The sequence below is a fragment of the Citrobacter sp. C6_1 genome (assembly GCF_014596835.2).
Lineage (GTDB): Bacteria > Pseudomonadota > Gammaproteobacteria > Enterobacterales > Enterobacteriaceae > Citrobacter > Citrobacter pasteurii.
On the sequence record NZ_CP115031.1, the window covers coordinates 2811459 to 2831129 of the forward strand.

General features: G+C 46.3%; 17 protein-coding genes, 1 pseudogene and 1 other annotated feature. Of the genes and pseudogenes, 11 read left to right on the top strand and 7 right to left on the bottom strand.

Annotated features, from left to right (window positions below):
- Nucleotides 1–152 precede the first annotated feature (152 nt).
- The 3 genes and pseudogenes from plaP to IB196_RS13775 form a co-directional block, all read right to left on the bottom strand.
- Nucleotides 153–1514 (bottom strand): putrescine/proton symporter PlaP, encoded by a 1362-nt coding sequence (gene plaP / locus IB196_RS13765; protein ID WP_040231916.1) that lies wholly within the window; start codon nucleotides 1512–1514, stop codon nucleotides 153–155.
- 214 nt (nucleotides 1515–1728) lie between these two features.
- A pseudogene (locus IB196_RS13770) lies at nucleotides 1729–2713 on the bottom strand (LysR substrate-binding domain-containing protein).
- 41 nt (nucleotides 2714–2754) lie between these two features.
- Nucleotides 2755–3579, bottom strand: coding sequence for an SDR family oxidoreductase (locus IB196_RS13775; RefSeq protein ID WP_149691676.1), 825 nt, complete (start codon nucleotides 3577–3579; stop codon nucleotides 2755–2757).
- A 174-nt stretch (nucleotides 3580–3753) separates the two neighbouring features.
- Here IB196_RS13775 and hisL point away from each other — a divergent pair, with 174 nt between their 5' ends.
- From hisL to hisIE, 9 genes are all read left to right on the top strand, one after another.
- Nucleotides 3754–3801, top strand: a complete 48-nt coding sequence (gene hisL / locus IB196_RS13780) for a his operon leader peptide (protein WP_101741515.1) — start codon at nucleotides 3754–3756, stop codon at nucleotides 3799–3801.
- Nucleotides 3777–3899: a sequence feature (His leader region), on the top strand. (Overlaps the previous gene by 25 nt.)
- A gap of 45 nt (nucleotides 3900–3944) precedes the next feature.
- The gene (gene hisG, locus IB196_RS13785) at nucleotides 3945–4844 is read left to right on the top strand and encodes an ATP phosphoribosyltransferase (protein WP_005128078.1); all 900 of its coding nucleotides are present in this window, start codon (nucleotides 3945–3947) and stop codon (nucleotides 4842–4844) included.
- Between the two features lie 98 nt (nucleotides 4845–4942).
- The gene (hisD, locus tag IB196_RS13790) at nucleotides 4943–6247 is read left to right on the top strand and encodes a histidinol dehydrogenase (RefSeq protein ID WP_188232504.1); all 1305 of its coding nucleotides are present in this window, start codon (nucleotides 4943–4945) and stop codon (nucleotides 6245–6247) included.
- Nucleotides 6244–7323: a histidinol-phosphate transaminase gene (hisC, locus tag IB196_RS13795; RefSeq protein WP_005128081.1), complete on the top strand. Its 1080-nt coding sequence runs from the start codon at nucleotides 6244–6246 to the stop codon at nucleotides 7321–7323. Before hisD ends, hisC begins: the two co-directional genes overlap by 4 nt.
- Nucleotides 7320–8387: a bifunctional histidinol-phosphatase/imidazoleglycerol-phosphate dehydratase HisB gene (gene hisB, locus IB196_RS13800; RefSeq protein WP_005128082.1), complete on the top strand. Its 1068-nt coding sequence runs from the start codon at nucleotides 7320–7322 to the stop codon at nucleotides 8385–8387. Before hisC ends, hisB begins: the two co-directional genes overlap by 4 nt.
- A complete protein-coding gene (gene hisH, locus IB196_RS13805; protein WP_005128083.1) occupies nucleotides 8387–8977 on the top strand; it encodes an imidazole glycerol phosphate synthase subunit HisH in 591 nt (196 codons plus the stop codon). The genes hisB and hisH overlap by 1 nt, the downstream gene beginning before the upstream one ends.
- Nucleotides 8977–9714, top strand: a complete 738-nt coding sequence (gene hisA, locus IB196_RS13810) for a 1-(5-phosphoribosyl)-5-[(5-phosphoribosylamino)methylideneamino]imidazole-4-carboxamide isomerase (protein WP_005128084.1) — start codon at nucleotides 8977–8979, stop codon at nucleotides 9712–9714. The genes hisH and hisA overlap by 1 nt, the downstream gene beginning before the upstream one ends.
- On the top strand, nucleotides 9696–10472 hold the full coding sequence (gene hisF, locus IB196_RS13815; protein ID WP_040231909.1) for an imidazole glycerol phosphate synthase subunit HisF: 777 nt from the start codon (nucleotides 9696–9698) through the stop codon (nucleotides 10470–10472). The genes hisA and hisF overlap by 19 nt, the downstream gene beginning before the upstream one ends.
- A complete protein-coding gene (gene hisIE / locus IB196_RS13820) occupies nucleotides 10466–11077 on the top strand; it encodes a bifunctional phosphoribosyl-AMP cyclohydrolase/phosphoribosyl-ATP diphosphatase HisIE (protein ID WP_040231906.1) in 612 nt (203 codons plus the stop codon). The genes hisF and hisIE overlap by 7 nt, the downstream gene beginning before the upstream one ends.
- 46 nt (nucleotides 11078–11123) lie before the next feature.
- On the opposite strand, the gene ugd is transcribed toward hisIE, so the two are convergent.
- Together ugd and gndA are read right to left on the bottom strand one after the other, a co-directional pair.
- A complete protein-coding gene (gene ugd / locus IB196_RS13825) occupies nucleotides 11124–12290 on the bottom strand; it encodes a UDP-glucose 6-dehydrogenase (protein ID WP_005128091.1) in 1167 nt (388 codons plus the stop codon).
- Between the two features lie 235 nt (nucleotides 12291–12525).
- A complete protein-coding gene (gene gndA / locus IB196_RS13830) occupies nucleotides 12526–13932 on the bottom strand; it encodes an NADP-dependent phosphogluconate dehydrogenase (RefSeq protein ID WP_040231903.1) in 1407 nt (468 codons plus the stop codon).
- Between the two features lie 245 nt (nucleotides 13933–14177).
- Between gndA and IB196_RS13835 the strand changes: the two genes are divergently transcribed.
- Entirely contained in the window at nucleotides 14178–15629 is a 1452-nt protein-coding gene (locus IB196_RS13835; RefSeq protein ID WP_101741458.1) for a UbiA family prenyltransferase, read from the top strand.
- Between the two features lie 13 nt (nucleotides 15630–15642).
- Nucleotides 15643–16017: an SMR family transporter gene (locus tag IB196_RS13840; RefSeq protein WP_101741459.1), complete on the top strand. Its 375-nt coding sequence runs from the start codon at nucleotides 15643–15645 to the stop codon at nucleotides 16015–16017.
- Nucleotides 16018–16442: 425 nt separating this feature from the next.
- Here the strand turns inward: IB196_RS13840 and IB196_RS13845 are convergent, their stop codons facing one another.
- Nucleotides 16443–18527 (bottom strand): DUF6311 domain-containing protein, encoded by a 2085-nt coding sequence (locus tag IB196_RS13845; RefSeq protein WP_145993821.1) that lies wholly within the window; start codon nucleotides 18525–18527, stop codon nucleotides 16443–16445.
- A gap of 17 nt (nucleotides 18528–18544) precedes the next feature.
- On the bottom strand, nucleotides 18545–19669 hold the full coding sequence (locus IB196_RS13850) for a glycosyltransferase family 4 protein (RefSeq protein WP_149691679.1): 1125 nt from the start codon (nucleotides 19667–19669) through the stop codon (nucleotides 18545–18547).
- Between the last annotated feature and the right edge of the window lie 2 nt (nucleotides 19670–19671).

Genomic DNA, 19671 nt, shown 5'->3' on the forward strand with positions numbered 1-19671 from the left:
AGTCAGGAAATTATTCATGACTAACTGGTTCAGAACCAATAACCAAATTCTCTAATTTAGAACTAACGGTTATTAATATTGGCTGGAAATAAAGCAGCGGAATAAAAAAACCGGAGAACATGTCTCCGGTTTTTCGATGTCAGATTAAGCTATTACGCAATATCTTCATCGTACTGAGGTACCGGGTTGCGGAAACTCTTGGTCACACAAGCCAGGTAGATCAGACCAATACCAGCCCAGATCAGCCCCAGAACCATAGAGCTCTCTTCCAGGTTTACCCATAACGCACCCACGGTCAGCGCACCACACATCGGCAGGAACAGATACTGGAAGTGGTCTTTCAGCGTCTTGTTACGCTTCTCACGGATCCAGAACTGGGAGATTACCGACAGGTTAACGAAGGTAAACGCCACCAGCGCACCAAAGTTAATCAGCGCCGTCGCCATCACCAGGTCGAAGTTGATTGCCAGCAGGGCAATCGCGCCAACCAGGATGATGTTCATGGACGGAGTACGCCATTTCGGGTGTACATAACCGAAGAAACTTTTCGGGAATACACCGTCACGCCCCATCACGTACATCAGACGCGCTACGCCTGCATGCGCCGCCATCCCGGATGCCAATACGGTAATGGTGGAGAAAATCAGCGCGCCGACCTGGAAGAACTTACCGGCTACGTACAGCATGATTTCAGGCTGTGAAGCATCCGGATCCTTGAAGCGAGAGATATCCGGGAAGTACAGCTGCAACAGATAGGTAGAGACAATAAAGATCAGGCCACCAATCAGCGCAGTCAGGAAAATTGCACGCGGGATCACGCGCTCAGCATCCTTGGTCTCTTCAGAGAGGTTGCTGATACCGTCGAAACCAGTGAACGAGAAGCACAGGATAGTGGCACCCGTGATCATTGGAATCACGTGTGCGTCACCTGACCAGAACGGACGGCTGCTCACCAGCGTACCCGCACCTTCCCCTTCGAACACGCCATAAACGACCATGCCGAGGATCACCGCAATCAACACGACCTGCAACAGCACGATCACGGTGTTGAAGTTCGCGACAGATTTGAGGCTGCGCAGGTTAAAAGCAGTCATAAAGGCCACCAGTGCTACCACGAAAATCCATGACGGTATCGACGGCACCAGGGCTTCAAAATAGATTTTCGCCAACAGAATGTTGATCATCGGTGCGAACAGGTAGTCCAGCAGTGATGACCAACCCACCATAAAGCCAACGGTCGGGCTTATGGATTTCTGGGCGTAAGTGTAGGCAGAGCCTGCAGACGGATAGCGACGCACCAGTTTACCGTAACTCAGTGCGGTAAAAAGGATGGCGATCAGTGCAAAGGCGTAAGCTGTCGGGACGTGACCATCGGTCATTCCTGATACGATACCGAATGTATCGAACAGCGTCATCGGCTGCATATAGGCAAGGCCCATCATGACAACCGGAACCAGCGTAAGCGTTTTACGTAATTCCACGCGAGAGGTGTTTGGAGTAGCGTTATGCGACATGGTTATCCTCCATTACGGCGGAAACCGTCGCGTAAGCAAAAAATTGCCCCATTTTTTGTTAATCCTCAGCGACAACAACTGTCGATTTTTAAGTAAGTATCTATCCGGTACGAAGCCCGGCCTCTTTTATGAATGATTGGTTTGATGCAAAAAAATAACCGACGCGTATTAAAACGTCGGTTAATGTCATTTTTTGCAAGCGGCGTATTTTGCACTAAATTAGGGCGAAATGACAAGAGAATGAGAGCCTTGTCAAAAAATATTTTTTCCTAACCGATTGAATTATCGACAACCGTTTTTACATAGACACCCGCGATAGCACTATTTGCTAAAATTTCATCCCGCCACCATGCACTGGCTAATCCCGCGGTCTGCTCGTTCCAGCCAATCCACACGGGTTCAAACAGAATCTGCGCGACAACTTTCTTCTCAATCAGGGCCCCGCTGTCCAGAAATCGTTGTGCCAGATAGCGCGGAATATAACCACACCCCAAACCACTTATCTGCAGTTCCAGTTTGGTTTTGAAGTCAAAAACGGTGATGGCTTCCTGATCGTCAAGTAGTTGAGAAGCCGATACGTTCGCGGGATGTGCATTATCGCCGACCACAATGGCGCGAAAACGTTTGATCGTTCTACGACTCAACGGTTCCGGTTCCTGCGCCAATGGATGATGGGGGGCAACAACAAAAGCTTGTTCAAGCACACCCAGACGCGCAAAACCAAAGTCACTCGCTGTGGGTGGGTCACGCATGGCACCCACAATGATATCGGCCCGGCCCTGAATCAGAGCATCCCATGAGCCGCCCAGCACGCCGTTGATAAATTTAAGACGCGTCACGCTGTGGTGTTGATAGAAAGATTCGATGAGCGGGGCAAGAAGAGAAAAGGGAAAGGTATCGTCTACGCCGATAACCAGTTCATTCTCCCATCCTTCATGCAGTTTGATGGCCTGCTTTTCGAGTTCGCGCACGGTATGTAATACCTCGCGTCCCTTTTCCAGCAGCATCTGTCCGGTACGGGTAAATTTGGCCCGGTGTCCACTGCGATCCAACAACTGAATATTGAGATCGCTTTCCAGTTTGTGAACGGTATAACTCAGCGCTGACGGCGTCTTATACAATTTTGCGGACGCCGCAGCGAAACTCCCCTCTTTCTCTAACGCATCAAGAATGATCAGAACATCCAGCAGTGGTTTCATACTCGCCCCCTGGCGGTATACAGCGACACTCTGCTGATCTGTCACTCCATCGGCATCACCAGCGGATCGGGATACAGGTACTCAAACCCAAGCTCATTACAAATTCGGTTGCCATCAATGACTTTACCTTTACCGTTATCCACTCCGTCCCGGAAATCCGGTGGTTCCATCCCCAACTGACGAGCCATCTGAGGGTAGAACACATTGCGCGCCGGATGCATAGGCGCACATATATTATAGATGTGTCCCCCTTTAGGCGCCTGTAGCAGCAACGTGATAGCAGAAACCACGTCATCCAGATGCACCAGATTGACGCCATGCTGTCCATCAGGTGCTGTTTTACCTGCAAAAAAACGACCTGGATGTCTGCCCGGTCCCACAAGGCCTGCCAGGCGCAGAATATCCACCGACGTTCCCGGCAGATTGTGCAGCCAATCTTCGAGTTCTTTCAGGACACGACCACTTGCCGTGACCGGATTGCGTGGCGTGCCCTCTTTCACGGTTCCCTGCACATCACCATAAACCGAGGTAGAACTGGTAAAAATAATCCGTGGAATACGATACGCCAGCGCACTGTCGACCAGTTCCTGCATTGCCTGCAAATAAAACGTCTCGCCCGGGCCACTCCGGCGTGCAGGCAGGGTGATGACCAACGCATCCGCATCCATTAGCGCATCGAGATCGTCAGGTTCACAGACCAGTTCAGGCTCCAGGCGCAGCGAGTAGCTTTCAATACCGCTCATTCGGGCCGCTTCCACCCCATCCAATGTGGTTTTACTGCCGGTAACCTGCCAGCCCCTGGCCGCCAGAGACATGGCTAACGGCATGCCTAACCAACCTAATCCGACAATTGCGACCTTTTTCATGCCTTTTCTCCTGACTTTTGGCCTATAACCCAAGGCTACGCCAGCCCACGGTGGCTGACAATTCATAGTATCAATATGAAATGAATTAATGATCAAAAAAAGCCCTTGCTTTCCGTGGCTAAAGTGGTTTAGGTTAAAAGACATTAAATGAATAAGCATTCATCGAGAAAATTTATGACACGCGCTCAATTTAATCACCATCATCACCATCATCCTGACTAGTCTTTCAGGCGATGTGTGCTGGGAGACATTTAAATCTTCCAGCGGTGCATGAGCGTATGAGAAAGCCCCCGGAAGATTTCTTCCGGGGGCTTTTTTTTGTGCGCGACCCAAACCGATTCAGACAGGATAACGAGGGATAAAGAATGTTAGACAACACCCGCTTACGCATAGCTATGCAGAAATCAGGCCGTTTAAGCGATGACTCACGCGAATTGCTGGCCCGCTGTGGCATTAAAATTAATCTTCACACCCAGCGCCTGATTGCGATGGCAGAAAATATGCCTATCGATATTCTTCGCGTACGCGATGACGATATCCCGGGTCTGGTCATGGATGGCGTCGTTGATCTCGGCATCATCGGTGAAAACGTGCTGGAAGAAGAACTGCTCAACCGCCGGGCACAGGGTGAAGATCCTCGTTACTTTACGTTACGTCGTCTGGACTTCGGCGGCTGTCGTCTTTCGCTGGCGACCCCGGTAGACGAAGCCTGGGACGGTCCGTCTGCACTGAACGGCAAACGTATCGCCACCTCTTATCCGCATCTGCTCAAACGCTATCTCGACCAGAAAGGGGTTTCGTTCAAATCCTGTTTGTTAAACGGGTCTGTCGAAGTTGCTCCCCGTGCGGGACTTGCAGATGCAATCTGCGATCTGGTCTCTACCGGTGCAACGCTTGAAGCCAACGGCCTGCGTGAAGTGGAAGTCATTTACCGCTCCAAAGCCTGCCTGATTCAGCGTGACGGAGAAATGGCCGATGCCAAGCAACAACTGATCGATAAGCTGCTGACCCGTATTCAGGGGGTTATTCAGGCGCGCGAATCTAAATACATCATGATGCACGCGCCAAGTGAACGTCTGGACGACGTTATCGCCTTGCTGCCAGGCGCTGAACGCCCAACGATTTTGCCACTGGCCGGCGATCAGCAGCGCGTGGCAATGCACATGGTTAGCAGCGAAACCCTGTTCTGGGAAACGATGGAAAAACTGAAAGCGCTTGGCGCCAGCTCCATCCTGGTGCTGCCCATTGAGAAGATGATGGAGTAATTCCACTTATGCTGCCCGGTGGCGCTTCGCTAGCCGGGCCTACAAGACCCGTAGGCCGGATAAACAACGAGCCATCCGGCAAAAAAAGGAAGACGATTATGAGCTTTAATACCATTATCGACTGGAATAGCTGTACTGAAGAGCAGCAAAGTGAATTACTGATGCGCCCGGCAATCTCGGCGTCAGATAGCATCACCCGTACCGTGAGCGAAATTCTGTATAACGTAAAGTCGCGCGGTGACGCAGCGCTACGTGAATACAGCGCAAAGTTTGATAAAACTAACGTGAGTGCGCTGAAAGTCAGCGCTGAAGAGATTGCCGCCGCCGGCGCACGTCTTGGCAATGACCTGAAACAGGCCATGGCAGTCGCCGTGAAAAACATCGAAACGTTTCATAACGCGCAACAACTGCCGGTTGTCGATATTGAGACGCAGCCCGGTGTACGCTGCCAGCAGGTTACCCGCCCGGTAAATTCTGTTGGACTGTACATTCCCGGGGGCTCCGCGCCGCTCTTCTCAACAGTGTTAATGCTCGCCACCCCGGCCCGCATTGCAGGCTGTAAAAAAGTGGTGCTGTGCTCTCCCCCACCTATCGCCGATGAAATTCTGTATGCTGCGCGGCTCTGCGGCGTACAGGATGTGTTTAACGTTGGGGGCGCACAAGCTATTGCCGCGCTGGCATTTGGCAGTGAATCCGTGCCGAAAGTGGACAAAATTTTTGGCCCCGGTAATGCCTTTGTGACCGAAGCCAAACGTCAGGTGAGTCAGCGTCTGGACGGCGCCGCCATCGATATGCCAGCAGGTCCGTCTGAAGTGCTGGTGATTGCCGACAGCGGCGCCACGCCGGATTTCGTTGCCTCTGACTTACTCTCGCAGGCCGAACACGGCCCCGATTCCCAAGTGATCCTGCTGACGCCGGATGCCGGTATGGCCAGCCGGGTTGCTGAAGCAGTAGAACGCCAGCTTGCAGCGCTGCCACGCGCTGAAACCGCGCGGCAGGCGTTAAGCGCCAGTCGTCTGATTGTCACCCGCTCCCTTGCGCAATGCGTAGCAATTTCTAATGCGTACGGTCCGGAGCACCTGATCATTCAGACCCGCAATGCTCGCGAACTTGTCGATGACATCACCAGTGCGGGCTCTGTCTTTCTCGGTGACTGGTCACCGGAATCTGCCGGTGACTATGCCTCCGGGACTAACCACGTGCTGCCTACCTACGGCTATACCGCAACCTGCTCAAGTCTTGGACTGGCCGATTTCCAGAAGCGGATGACCGTACAGGAATTATCGCCGCAAGGTTTCTCTGCCCTGGCCGCAACCATCGAAACGCTGGCCGCAGCAGAACGACTGACAGCCCACAAAAATGCCGTTACCCTGCGCGTTAACGCCCTGAAGGAGCAAGCATGAGCACTGACAACATTCTCAGCGTTACTGATTTAGCCCGTAAAAATGTCCGTGAGCTAACACCGTATCAGTCTGCTCGTCGTCTGGGCGGAAATGGCGACGTCTGGCTCAATGCCAATGAGTTCCCTACCGCCGTTGAATTCCAGCTAACTCAGCAAACACTGAACCGTTATCCGGAGTGTCAGCCGAAGGCAGTGATCGAGAACTACGCACAGTATGCAGGCGTTAAGCCGGCGCAGGTACTGGTCAGCCGCGGTGCTGATGAAGGTATCGAGTTGCTGGTACGTGCTTTTTGCGAGCCGGGTAAAGATGCGATTCTCTACTGCCCACCGACCTATGGCATGTATAGCGTCAGTGCGGAAACCATTGGCGTTGAATGCCGTACAGTACCGACACTTGCCGACTGGCAACTGGATTTACAGGGCATCGCTGACAAGCTTGATGGCGTGAAAGTGGTTTACGTTTGCAGCCCCAATAACCCGACGGGCCAGTTAATTAACCCGCAGGATCTGCGTTCACTGCTCGACATGACGCAGGGTAAAGCCATCGTGGTTGCCGATGAAGCGTATATCGAGTTTTGCCCGCAGGCCACACTGGCGGGCTGGCTATCGGAATACCCAAATCTGGTGGTACTGCGCACCCTGTCTAAGGCGTTTGCCCTTGCCGGTTTGCGCTGCGGATTTACGCTAGCTAATGAAGACGTCATCAACCTGTTGTTGAAAGTGATCGCTCCTTACCCGCTCTCTACACCGGTGGCAGATATCGCCGCTCAGGCACTAACGCCGCAAGGCATTTCCGCCATGCGCGAGCGCGTGGCGCAGATTCTGCAAGAGCGTCAGTACCTGGTTGATAGCCTGAAAACCATCCGCTGCGTAGAACAGGTTTTCGACTCTGAAACCAACTATGTTCTGGCGCGCTTCACAGCATCAAGCAGCGTATTTAAATCTTTGTGGGATCAGGGCATTATCTTACGAGACCAGAACAAACAACCTTCATTGAGCGGCTGCCTGCGTATTACTGTCGGAACCCGCGAAGAGAGCCAGCGCGTCATTGACGCCTTACGTGCGGAGCAAGTATGAGCCAGAAGTATCTTTTTATTGACCGTGACGGAACCCTGATTTCCGAGCCGCCCAGTGACTTTCAGGTTGATCGCTTCGACAAGCTTGCCTTTGAGCCGGAGGTTGTCCCGGTCTTGCTAAAACTACAAAAGGCAGGCTTTAAGCTGGTGATGATCACCAACCAGGATGGACTGGGAACACAGAGCTTCCCGCAGGCGGATTTTGACGGTCCACACAACCTGATGATGCAAGTTTTCACCTCGCAGGGCGTCATATTTGATGAAGTACTGATCTGTCCGCACCTGCCGGCAGACGAGTGTGACTGTCGTAAACCCAAAGTGAAGCTGGTCGAGCAATACCTGATTGAACAGGCGCTGGATACCGAGAACAGCTACGTGATCGGCGATCGCGCAACCGACATTCAACTGGCGGAAAACATGGGTATCACCGGGTTACGCTATCACCGCGACACGCTTAACTGGGCAATGATCGGTGAGCAGCTAACCAAACGGGATCGTTACGCGCACGTTGAGCGTAATACCAAAGAAACACAGATTGACGTTAAAGTCTGGCTGGACCGTGAAGGCCGCAGCAAAATTAATACCGGCGTCGGCTTCTTTGACCACATGCTGGATCAAATCTCGACCCACGGCGGTTTTCGTATGGAGATAGCCGTCAAAGGCGATCTGTATATTGACGATCACCACACCGTTGAGGATACCGGGCTGGCACTGGGTGAAGCCTTAAAACTGGCGTTGGGCGATAAACGAGGCATCAACCGTTTTGGTTTTGTGCTGCCGATGGATGAGTGCCTGGCACGCTGCGCCCTGGATATCTCCGGGCGCCCACACCTGGAGTACCGGGCTGAGTTTACCTACCAGCGCGTCGGCGATCTGAGTACGGAGATGATCGAACACTTCTTCCGTTCGCTCTCTTACACCATGGGCGTCACGTTACACCTTAAAACCAAAGGTAAAAATGACCACCACCGCGTGGAAAGTCTGTTCAAAGCCTTTGGCCGCACGCTGCGCCAGGCTATTCGCGTAGAAGGCGACACGCTTCCTTCTTCAAAAGGGGTGCTGTGATGAACGTGGTGATCCTCGACACCGGCTGTGCCAACCTGAACTCGGTGAAATCCGCCGTCGCACGCCACGGCTACGATCCGGTAGTTAGCCGCGATGCGGATGTTGTGCTGCGCGCCGATAAACTGTTTCTGCCGGGCGTCGGTACCGCCCAGGCGGCAATGGATCAGCTACACGAGCGTGAGCTGATTGAACTGATCAAAGCATGCACACAGCCTGTACTGGGGATTTGCTTAGGTATGCAGCTGCTTGGTCGACGCAGTGAAGAAAGTAACGGTGTCTCCCTGCTGGGGATTATTGATCAAGACGTACCCAAAATGACCGATTTTGGTCTGCCGTTGCCGCATATGGGCTGGAACCGTGTCTATCCACAGGCCGGAAACCGCCTTTTCCAGGGCATTGAGGATGGGGCGTATTTCTATTTTGTACACAGCTACGCCATGCCGGTGAACCCATGGACTATTGCGCAATGCAATTACGGTGAGCCCTTCACCGCAGCGGTACAAAAAGATAATTTCTTTGGCGTGCAGTTCCACCCGGAGCGTTCAGGTGCTGCTGGCGCGAAGTTGCTGAAAAACTTTCTGGAGATGTAATGATTATTCCGGCATTAGATTTAATCGACGGCACGGTTGTGCGTCTTCATCAGGGCGATTACGCAACGCAGCGTGATTACGGTAACGATCCCCTGCCCCGTTTACAAAGCTATGCCGCACAAGGCGCAAAGGTGTTGCACCTTGTGGATCTGACCGGGGCAAAAGATCCGCAGAAACGGCAAATACCGCTGATTAAAACACTGGTGGCTGGCGTAAACGTACCGGTGCAGGTAGGGGGTGGCGTACGTACCGAAGCAGATGTTGAGGCGCTGCTTAACGCTGGCGTCGCGCGCGTAGTGGTGGGTTCGACGGCGGTAAAATCTCCCGAAGTCGTCAGGAACTGGTTTGCCCGTTTTGGTGCCGACGCGCTGGTTCTGGCGCTGGATGTACGGATTGACGAGCACGGGAATAAACAGGTTGCGGTCAGCGGCTGGCAGGAAGATTCCGGGGTTTCACTGGAAGAACTGGTTGAGGCCTATTTACCCGTCGGTCTGAAGCACGTGCTGTGCACCGATATCTCCCGCGACGGCACGCTGGCTGGCTCAAACGTTGCACTGTACGAAGAAGTGTGTGCGAAATACCCCCAGGTGGCATTTCAGTCATCCGGCGGGATTGGTGGGATTGAAGATGTCGCCGCCCTGCGCGGAACCGGCGTTGGCGGCGTCATTGTGGGTCGTGCTTTGCTGGAAGGTAAATTCACCGTTGAGGAGGCCATCCAATGCTGGCAAAACGCATAATCCCTTGCCTTGATGTTCGTGACGGGCAGGTTGTCAAAGGTGTTCAATTCCGCAATCACGAGATTATTGGCGATATCGTCCCGCTGGCGAAACGCTATGCCGATGAAGGCGCAGATGAGCTGGTTTTTTACGATATCACCGCATCGAGCGATGGTCGTGTGGTAGACAAAAGCTGGGTATCACGCGTGGCAGAAGTGATCGACATTCCGTTCTGTGTCGCCGGTGGGATTAAATCACCAGAGGATGCCGCAAAGATATTGTCTTTCGGCGCAGATAAAATTTCTATCAACTCCCCGGCTCTGGCTGACCCAACGTTGATCACCCGCCTGGCGGATCGCTTTGGCGTGCAGTGCATCGTGGTGGGTATCGACACCTGGCATGATGCACAAACCGGGAAGTATCACGTCAATCAGTACACCGGAGATGAAAACCGTACGCGCGTTACACAGTGGGAAACGATCGACTGGGTAACAGAGGTGCAAAAACTGGGCGCCGGTGAAATCGTTCTTAATATGATGAACCAGGACGGCGTGCGTAACGGCTACGATCTTGAGCAATTGAAAAAAGTGCGCGAAGTTTGCCACGTTCCGCTGATCGCCTCAGGCGGTGCCGGAACGATGGAGCACTTTCTCGAAGCCTTCAGGGATGCGGATGTCGATGGCGCGCTTGCCGCCTCGGTCTTCCACAAGCAAATTATCAATATTGGCGAATTAAAAGCGTACCTGGCAACACAGGGCGTGGAGATCAGGATATGTTAACCAAGCAACAATGCCGCGAGCTGGACTGGGAAAAAACCGATGGGATGATGCCGGTCATCGTGCAGCATGCGGTTTCCGGTGAAGTACTGATGCTCGGGTATATGAACCCGGAAGCGCTGGATAAAACGATCGAAAGCGGGAAAGTGACCTTTTTCTCGCGTACTAAACAGCGCCTGTGGACCAAAGGAGAAACATCCGGTCACTTCCTGAACGTCGTGAGCATTGCACCTGACTGCGACAACGACACTCTACTGGTGCTGGTTAACCCTATTGGGCCAACCTGTCACAAAGGCACCAGCAGCTGTTTTGGTGAGTCCAGCCACCAATGGCTGTTCCTGTATCAACTGGAGCAATTGCTGGCTGAGCGCAAAACGGCAGATCCCGCCAGCTCCTATACCGCAAAATTGTACGCCAGCGGTACGAAGCGGATTGCCCAGAAAGTTGGAGAAGAAGGTGTTGAGACAGCATTGGCCGCGACCGTGCATGACCGTTTCGAGTTGACCAATGAGGCATCGGATCTGATGTATCACCTGCTGGTTCTGCTGCAGGACCAGGATCTCGATCTGACGACGGTGATTGAGAATTTACGCAAACGTCATCAATAATAGACTGATACCGGCATGATGCCGGTATCATTATTTCGCCGAGCGTTTAATCGTTACCGAATAAATCGCGGGTATACACTTTATCAGCGACATCCTGCAGTTCTTCTGCCATGCGGTTAGAGATAATCACATCGGCCTCACGTTTAAATTTAGCCAGATCACGCTCAACCCGTGAATGGAAGAAACTCTCTTCTGCTATTACCGGTTCATAAATTATGACCGGGATACCTTTCGCTTTAATGCGTTTCATGATGCCCTGAATAGACGATGCCCTGAAATTATCCGAGCCGCTTTTCATAATCAGGCGATAGATACCGACAACTTTGGGTTTACGCGAAAGAATAGCATCAGCAATAAAATCTTTTCGTGTGCGGTTAGCATCAACGATGGCTGAAATAATATTATTAGGTACAGATTGATAGTTGGCGAGTAATTGCTTCGTGTCTTTTGGCAGACAATATCCACCATAACCGAATGAAGGGTTGTTGTAATGGTTACCAATACGCGGGTCCAGACAAACCCCTTCGATGATCTGTCGTGCATTAAGCCCCAGGCTTTCTGCATAGCTATCAAGTTCGTTAAAATAGGCAACACGCATTGCCAGATAGGTATTTGCAAAAAGCTTAATGGCTTCAGCTTCAGTAGAATCAGTGAACAGCACCGGGATATCCTGCTTTATTGCCCCTTCCTGTAACAAGGCAGCAAAACGTTCAGCACGAGCAGACCGTTCACCGATGACAATTCGTGATGGGTATAAGTTATCATACAGTGCCTTTCCTTCGCGCAGGAACTCAGGAGAAAAGATAATATTATCCGAGTTAAACTTCTGTCGCATAGTCTGCGTAAAACCAACAGGCACCGTTGATTTAATCACCATGAGCGCATCAGGATTTATTGCAATCACATCTTTGATAACTGATTCAACGCTGGAGGTATCAAAATAATTTGTTTTCGGGTCGTAATCTGTCGGCGTTGCAATAATAACAAAATCTGCATTCTGGTAGGCGTCGTACTTGTCCAGCGTGGCTTTGAAATTTATATCGCTTGATTGTAGATACTGTTCAATTTCTTTATCGACTATCGGAGATATCCGATTATTTAGCATCTCGACACGTGAAGGGACAATGTCCAGAGCAATGACCTGATGATGTTGGGCGATAAGAAGACCATTTGACAGGCCAACATATCCGGTACCAGAAATGGTAATTTTCATTTCATGCTCTCAGTATTAACTTAATATTTAATCATGATGTCGTACATCCTGATAAGAGAATAATGTTTTAACGTTTTGTCGAATATTGTGTCAACGAAGGTTAAAACAATTCAGATTTTCTTGATCAGGGTACGCCAGAAATATTAAGTAAAGATTAAGCAATCAACGTAAATCAATCAGATTTAAGATAAAAAAAAGCCCGGTTAGAGAACCGGGCCAGTGACTATCAGAAGACTTATTCCATCCATTCGGTATGGAAAACACCTTCTTTATCAGTACGTTTGTAGGTATGCGCACCGAAGTAATCACGCTGAGCCTGAATCAGGTTAGCGGGCAATACTTCTGCACGATAGCTGTCGTAATAAGCAACAGCAGCAGAGAATGTCGGTACCGGGATACCATTCTGCACGGCATACGCTACGACATCACGCAGTGCCTGTTGATATTCATCGGCAATGTTCTTGAAGTACGGGTCGAGCAGCAGGTTCGCGATGCCAGGATTTTTAGCGTAGGCATCGGTGATTTTCTGCAGGAACTGCGCGCGAATAATACAGCCCGCACGGAAGATTTTTGCAATCTCGCCGTAATTCAGATCCCAGTTATGCTCGTCGGAGGCAGCACGCAGCTGTGAGAAGCCCTGAGCATAAGAAACGATCTTACCGAGGTACAGTGCACGACGTACTTTCTCAATAAATTCTGCCTTATCACCCGCAAGCTGAGCTTTAGGTCCAGACAGGACTTTAGAGGCAGCGACACGCTGATCTTTCAGCGAAGAGATGTAACGCGCAAACACAGATTCAGTGATCAGAGACAGCGGTTCACCAAGATCCAGAGAGCTTTGGCTGGTCCATTTACCGGTACCTTTGTTCGCCGCTTCATCCAGAATGAAATCCACCAAATATTTACCATCTTCATCTTTTTTGGTGAAGATATCTTTGGTGATGTCGATCAGATAGCTGCTCAGCTCACCGTTATTCCACTCGGTAAAGGTGCTGGCCAGTTCTTCGTTGCTCAGGTTCAGACCCCCTTTCAACAATGAATAGGCTTCGGCAATCAGCTGCATGTCACCGTATTCAATGCCGTTGTGCACCATCTTCACGTAGTGGCCTGCACCGTCGGCACCAATATACGTCACACACGGCTCACCATCTTCAGCAACCGCTGCGATTTTGGTCAGGATTGGCGCTACCAGCTCATAAGCTTCTTTCTGGCCACCCGGCATGATGGATGGGCCTTTCAGCGCACCTTCTTCACCACCAGAGACGCCGGTTCCGATAAAGTTAAAACCTTCAGCGGAGAGCTCACGGTTACGACGGATAGTGTCCTGGAAGAACGTATTACCGCCATCAATGATGATGTCACCTTTATCCAGATAAGGTTTCAGGGAGTCGATAGCAGCATCAGTGCCAGCACCCGCTTTCACCATTAACAGGATACGACGAGGTGTTTCAAGGGATTCAACAAACTCTTTTACCGTATAGTAAGGAACCAGTTTTTTCCCCGGATTCTCGGCGATAACCTCTTCCGTTTTTTCACGTGAGCGGTTGAAAACGGACACGGTGTAACCGCGGCTTTCGATGTTGAGCGCCAGGTTGCGCCCCATCACAGCCATACCAACGACGCCGATTTGTTGCTTAGACATTATGTACTCCTGTCAGGTGATCTAACGAGCAGATGCATTACTCGCATAATTTCTAACATACTATCGCAAAACCCTGCATCGAAGCCATAACCTGATCTCAACAAGCACAGTTGGGTAAAATCTGGCTCAGGGACTATCTTTTTCTTTAAAATATAACTAAGTTTGTATAAAATAATCAGTTAATAACGTTTTCAATACTTCTCGATTGAGAATCGGTGTAGATTCTGCTTAGCCAAGGAATGTAAATGTCCACCAAGCCATTTGATGCTATCGACATAAATGTGCCTCTTGTTGTCGATTTAGACGGCACGCTGTCTAAAACTGACACACTACATGAAGGCATTGTGTCAATATTATTCAAAAAACCAATTAAAATATTTGGATTAACTAAGGCCTTATTTGATGGAAAAACATCTTTTAAACGCTTCGTTACAGAAACTGTAACGCAAAATGCAGACTCATTCTGTTACAGACATAATCTAATAGATTATTTAAAAACAGAAAAACGCAAAGGAAGAGAAATCCATCTTGTCACAGCCTCTAACCAAAAAATTGCAGACTCTATAAATGAGTATCTGGGGATCTTTGATGGTGTAAAAGGTTCTGATAGCCAATTAAATTTAAAAGGGGTCAATAAATTAGCATGGCTAAAAGATAGATTCCCGCAAGGTTTTATTTATGCAGGTGACCATAAAGCTGATATTACAATCTGGAACGAGTCTAAAGGTGTTATTCTTGTAGGGAATGGGAATACATTTAAGAAAGATATAAAAAGTGAAATCCCATGTCTTGCTTTTGAAGATGCCAAGGTAAGTATTTTCAAACAATGGATAAAACAACTGAGATTACATCAGTGGGCTAAAAACATACTGATTTTTATTCCTATATTTCTGGCACATATTGCAAATGATGCGAACGTTATTGCAAAAACCACATTGGCATTTGTCGCATTTGGCTTAATTGCTTCCGCAACCTATATTATTAACGATCTTGCAGACCTTGAAGCCGATCGTCGACATAAAACAAAAAGAAACAGACCTCTTGCATCTGGAAATATTTCCACATTTCAAGGACTCCTTGGTGCGTTGATACTATTCTTAATCGGCGGAATAATATCAATAAATTTGTCAATAGGTTTAACATACTGTATTTTAATTTATGTAATGTTAACGCTCTGCTACTCATTCAAACTAAAAAGAGTTCCGATGTTAGATGTTTCAATCATCGGTGCTCTTTTTACATTAAGAATAATCATGGGATCGGTATTGAATGATCTTCCCCTATCTCCATGGTTGAATTCATTCTCAGTCTTGCTATTTTTCTCACTGGCTCTGGCAAAACGACATGTTGAGATTCTCAAGTCTGATCAAACAATGACTAACAAAATTGGTGGTCGCGGTTACACTCATCAAGACTGGCCATTAACATTAGCCTTTGGTATCAGTAGCGCGGTCTGTTCAATTTTAATCATGCTACTTTTCCTGACTCAGGAAGCAATGGTGCAGATAAATTACAGTACTCCTGAATGGCTATTGCTTGAACCAATATGCGTATTTTGTTGGGTAATGAGAATATGGTTTCTTAGCCATAGGAAAGTATTAACGGATGATCCCGTGGTTTTCGCGATCAAGGATAGAACGAGTATTTGTTTAGGTTTTGTAGCTACTGCTGGTTTTATGATCGCAAGTTACCTATAAGTCGTGGTGAAAAATGAGTTTGATTGTTCTATTACTAGCGTTAACAAGCGTATCTCTAAATGCTCTTGCACAGGTTGCAATGCGGAAAACAATGCTCACATTAGCACCTCTTCCTGATGCTATTGCAGGTTATTTTGGATTTGCAATTCAATTAATCCTGAATCCTTGGTTTATTGCTGGTATGTCGTGCTATGTACTAAGTATTGGCTTATGGATGACTGTACTGGGAAAAGTAGAGGTAAGCTTGGCTTATCCACTTTCATCAGTTGGTTTTATTATCACTGCTGCAATTGGCTATTTTTTCCTGAAGGAAGACATAAACACAATGAGACTAATTGGTTTATCTCTTATCTGTATCGGAATTGTCTTTATCTCCAGGAGTGCATGATAAAAAGCATTAGAATAAACATAGACTATATGTGGATTAGTGCTGTTTGACATATTACTTGCGGAATGGAAGCCGCTCAACCGATCTCTTCCCTGAAAACAACACCAGCCAGAAAAATTGAAGCTCTTATGCTAACGTAGTTTAACATCCTGTGATGATAATTAGCTTCAGAAAAACTGGTCTCCAAGTCGACACCATTAACAGTGCCTAGATTCAACCAATTTAATCACGGGGTTCACCTAATACTCAGTAAAAAACATTTCATCCACATCCTTTTCCTTCGTTGAGAGATTAATTATGTCGGAGGATCTCTAAATATTTTCGCTAAGTTTACATAAGCATCAGATAACATATATGCTTAAATGGCTATAAACACATAGCAGTGTTTATAGCCACATGAAATCTTTATATATTAAAATAAAAAATCAGTATGTAACTCTAATTTCTTTTAATCCAAATCCGATAAACCTAAAGTCATTGCTTCCAGCGATTAACTCTCTTGGTTGGACTGGATTTTCAATGTAAGCTTTAATAATGAAAAGTCCATTATTATTTTTCACGCAATTATCTAATGTTATATTTATAATTTTCGACGAGTCAAATCCTATACTAACCTTAGCAAGCTCCGTTATTCCGCAATAAAAGTTAACTTTGATAGTTTCATGTTTGCCTCTAACTAAAAAAGGTTCAACGCTCAACTGCATATTTTTTACTGTATCAGGCACAAGAATATTGGATTCATAACCTTCACTCCATGCTCCCCATACCTCTGGGGAAGACCAACCTTTTGACAAAAGTATATTACCTGTTCCGTGAGACGTAACATCTATTTTTTTGTCTTTAATAAAACTGGAATTTTTCACTGTATCAACTGTACAATCGGAACAGTTCATTACTCCGGGCATCAATACATATAGGTCCTTAAATTTAAATATTCTGTCACCAGGTTTAAGTTTTAAGTTTTCTGAGTAATTTTTATCCATTATGTAGGCAGTATCATTTTTATACTCACCGGAGACTAGTTCAGTGAAAATAGATTCTCTCAACGAGGCTACTTTAGAAGTATCTATTCTTGCATAATAAACAGCATCGGTATTTTGTTTATACTTGTTAGCAAAATAAGATATTTCTGCCCATCTTTTACTAGAGTTATCGGTTGGAACCCAACGGATATTACTATATTTTTTAAGATAATTGCTCCACAGCACCTGGTAAGTATTTACAAACAAGCGTCCTTGGTTCTTTTTAAACATACTTTGATGGTTTGCATGCCATGCAAATGACGTATCGACTATCTGAATTAAAAGACATACTGACAAAAGTATTTTAGGCCATTTTCCATCCAGCTTTAGAGTTATTGATATAAAATAAATATAAATTAGTATTGTAACTGGCCAAATAAAACGCCCAGAAGCACGGAAGTTACCACAAATATTAAGAATAAAATCTGGAAGAGGAATTACAAACTCTTTACTTCCAACAGCAATAATATTTGATAAAGCTAAAAAAAAGAAAACTAAAGATATTGTGAATAATGGCTTGTGGTTCCTGATTTTTTTGAATATATTAACCTTCCCGAAAAAAACCATCACTAGAATTAATACAACAAACCCTAATCCTAAATAATTAAAACCTTCGCTTTCTCCTGGGTGAAAAACTTCCAACCCGATAAGTCTCGAATAACTACCTGAAATTATCGGAAATAAAAGATTCGCTTTAAAATAACCATAACCACCAACACTGCTACCTGAGCCAACTGTTAAATAGCCTAAAGTATAAAATATCACCAAAGATATAATGGAGTTAATAAAAAAGTATTGAACAATTTCTTTTTTCGATTTATCTTTAGTAAAGAGAGCATACAAATAAACAATAGCCCAATTAACAAAAACCATGAAATACAAATAAAAATGAATACCAATAGAGAAAACTAATAACAACAACCACTTGTTATTATCTAGTTCTTTTTCTTTTGAATATCTTAGGGATAAATAAATAGCAACCGTGAATGTAAAAAATGCCATTAATGTTAAATGCCCTGACCTGGCCATCCAGGCGGGATTAAAGAGCATCAATAGCGTCGCTATAATTTTGATATTTCTATCAGGGGAGTATAAACTGACAATTTTCCATAAAATGATGGACTGACAGATAACACATATTAATAACCAAATACCACTAAATTGGAATGTATCCGGTAACAACGGTGAAAAAATCTTAAAAAAAATAGACAGCCACGGATTAGAATCTGTAAATACAACGGATGACGATAACTCTATCCCATAATCAGTTCTTCCAATAATAGGAAAACTCCATGGTGTATGCCTAAAAAACTCCCAACCTATATATGATTGAAAACGATCATCAGTTAGCCAACTTATATTTGCCGGATCCAATATATCATAATTAAAGACATAACCAAAAAAAACACATCCGATCAATAAAGGAATTAGGTATTCCGAACAATTAATTAAATTAATATTTTTACATGTTCTCATCAAATCATTCATCCAATACATGTTTCAATTTATAAAATATTTTGTTGCAACAGACTTTCATATAATAAAAAGTATTGCTTACTCATTTTAACTGATGTAAATGTTTTATTGAATCGTTCATGAGCATTATTACCATAAACCCTTGCCAACTGCGGATTATCCCATAATTGATTCATTGCTTCACGTAATAGTAACGTATTTGCAGGAGGGACAACTATGCCAGTATATTTATCAATATTTATATATGATGTACCTGTACCTATCTCACAAGAAATTAAAGGCTTTCCAAACATAGCCCCTTCAAGCAAAGTGATACCAAAGGCCTCTGAACGTAAGTGAGATGGAAAAACAACCGAATAGCAAAGCTGTAGCAATGCAGTTTTGTCTTCGTCGTTTAATGCGCCAACGAAGTGAACATTTGATAAGTTAAGTTCTCTAGCTTTTAACTTTAACTCTTGTTCAATACCACCACCACCGACAATAACAACTGGTAAGGTTGTAGAATGGACAGCATCTAATAAGGTATGTAACCCTTTATAATAACGAAACGCGCCAATAAATAGAAAGAATTTATCTCCGAATTTTTTACGCCAATAATTTATTTTGTCATCACTGACATTAGGATAAGAATCTTCATCTAATCCATAAGGGATGACCTTTACTTTAGATTCGAATTTCTGTAATACAGTACTAGTCTTTGCGTAATTTGGAGAAGCAGCAACAATGCAATCAACTGAGCTCAGAAAGCGATTCATTAGTGGTGAATATAACCGAGAAATAAACTTTTGCTTTACAATATCAGAATGATAGCTAACAACTGTTGGTTTTTTTATTCGACACAAAAAATGAAGCATATCCATAAAAGGAAATGGATAATGGTAATGAATAATATCTGCTTGATTTGCTAATTCTTTAAATTTCTTAATGCAAGATAGAGAGAATGGTGTTGAGGCTACCTCAAAATTGGTTTTTGCGTAAAAAACACGCTGTACACCAATTTTTTGATTATTAATATCCCCACGTTTGCTTAAAGAAAGTACTGTTGATTCAACATCATATTCAGCCCCAGACTCACTTAACTGGTAGATAACTTGCTCTATGCCACCAAAAGTATCTGGATAGTATGTTTTATAAAAGTGCAATACTTTCAGCATTA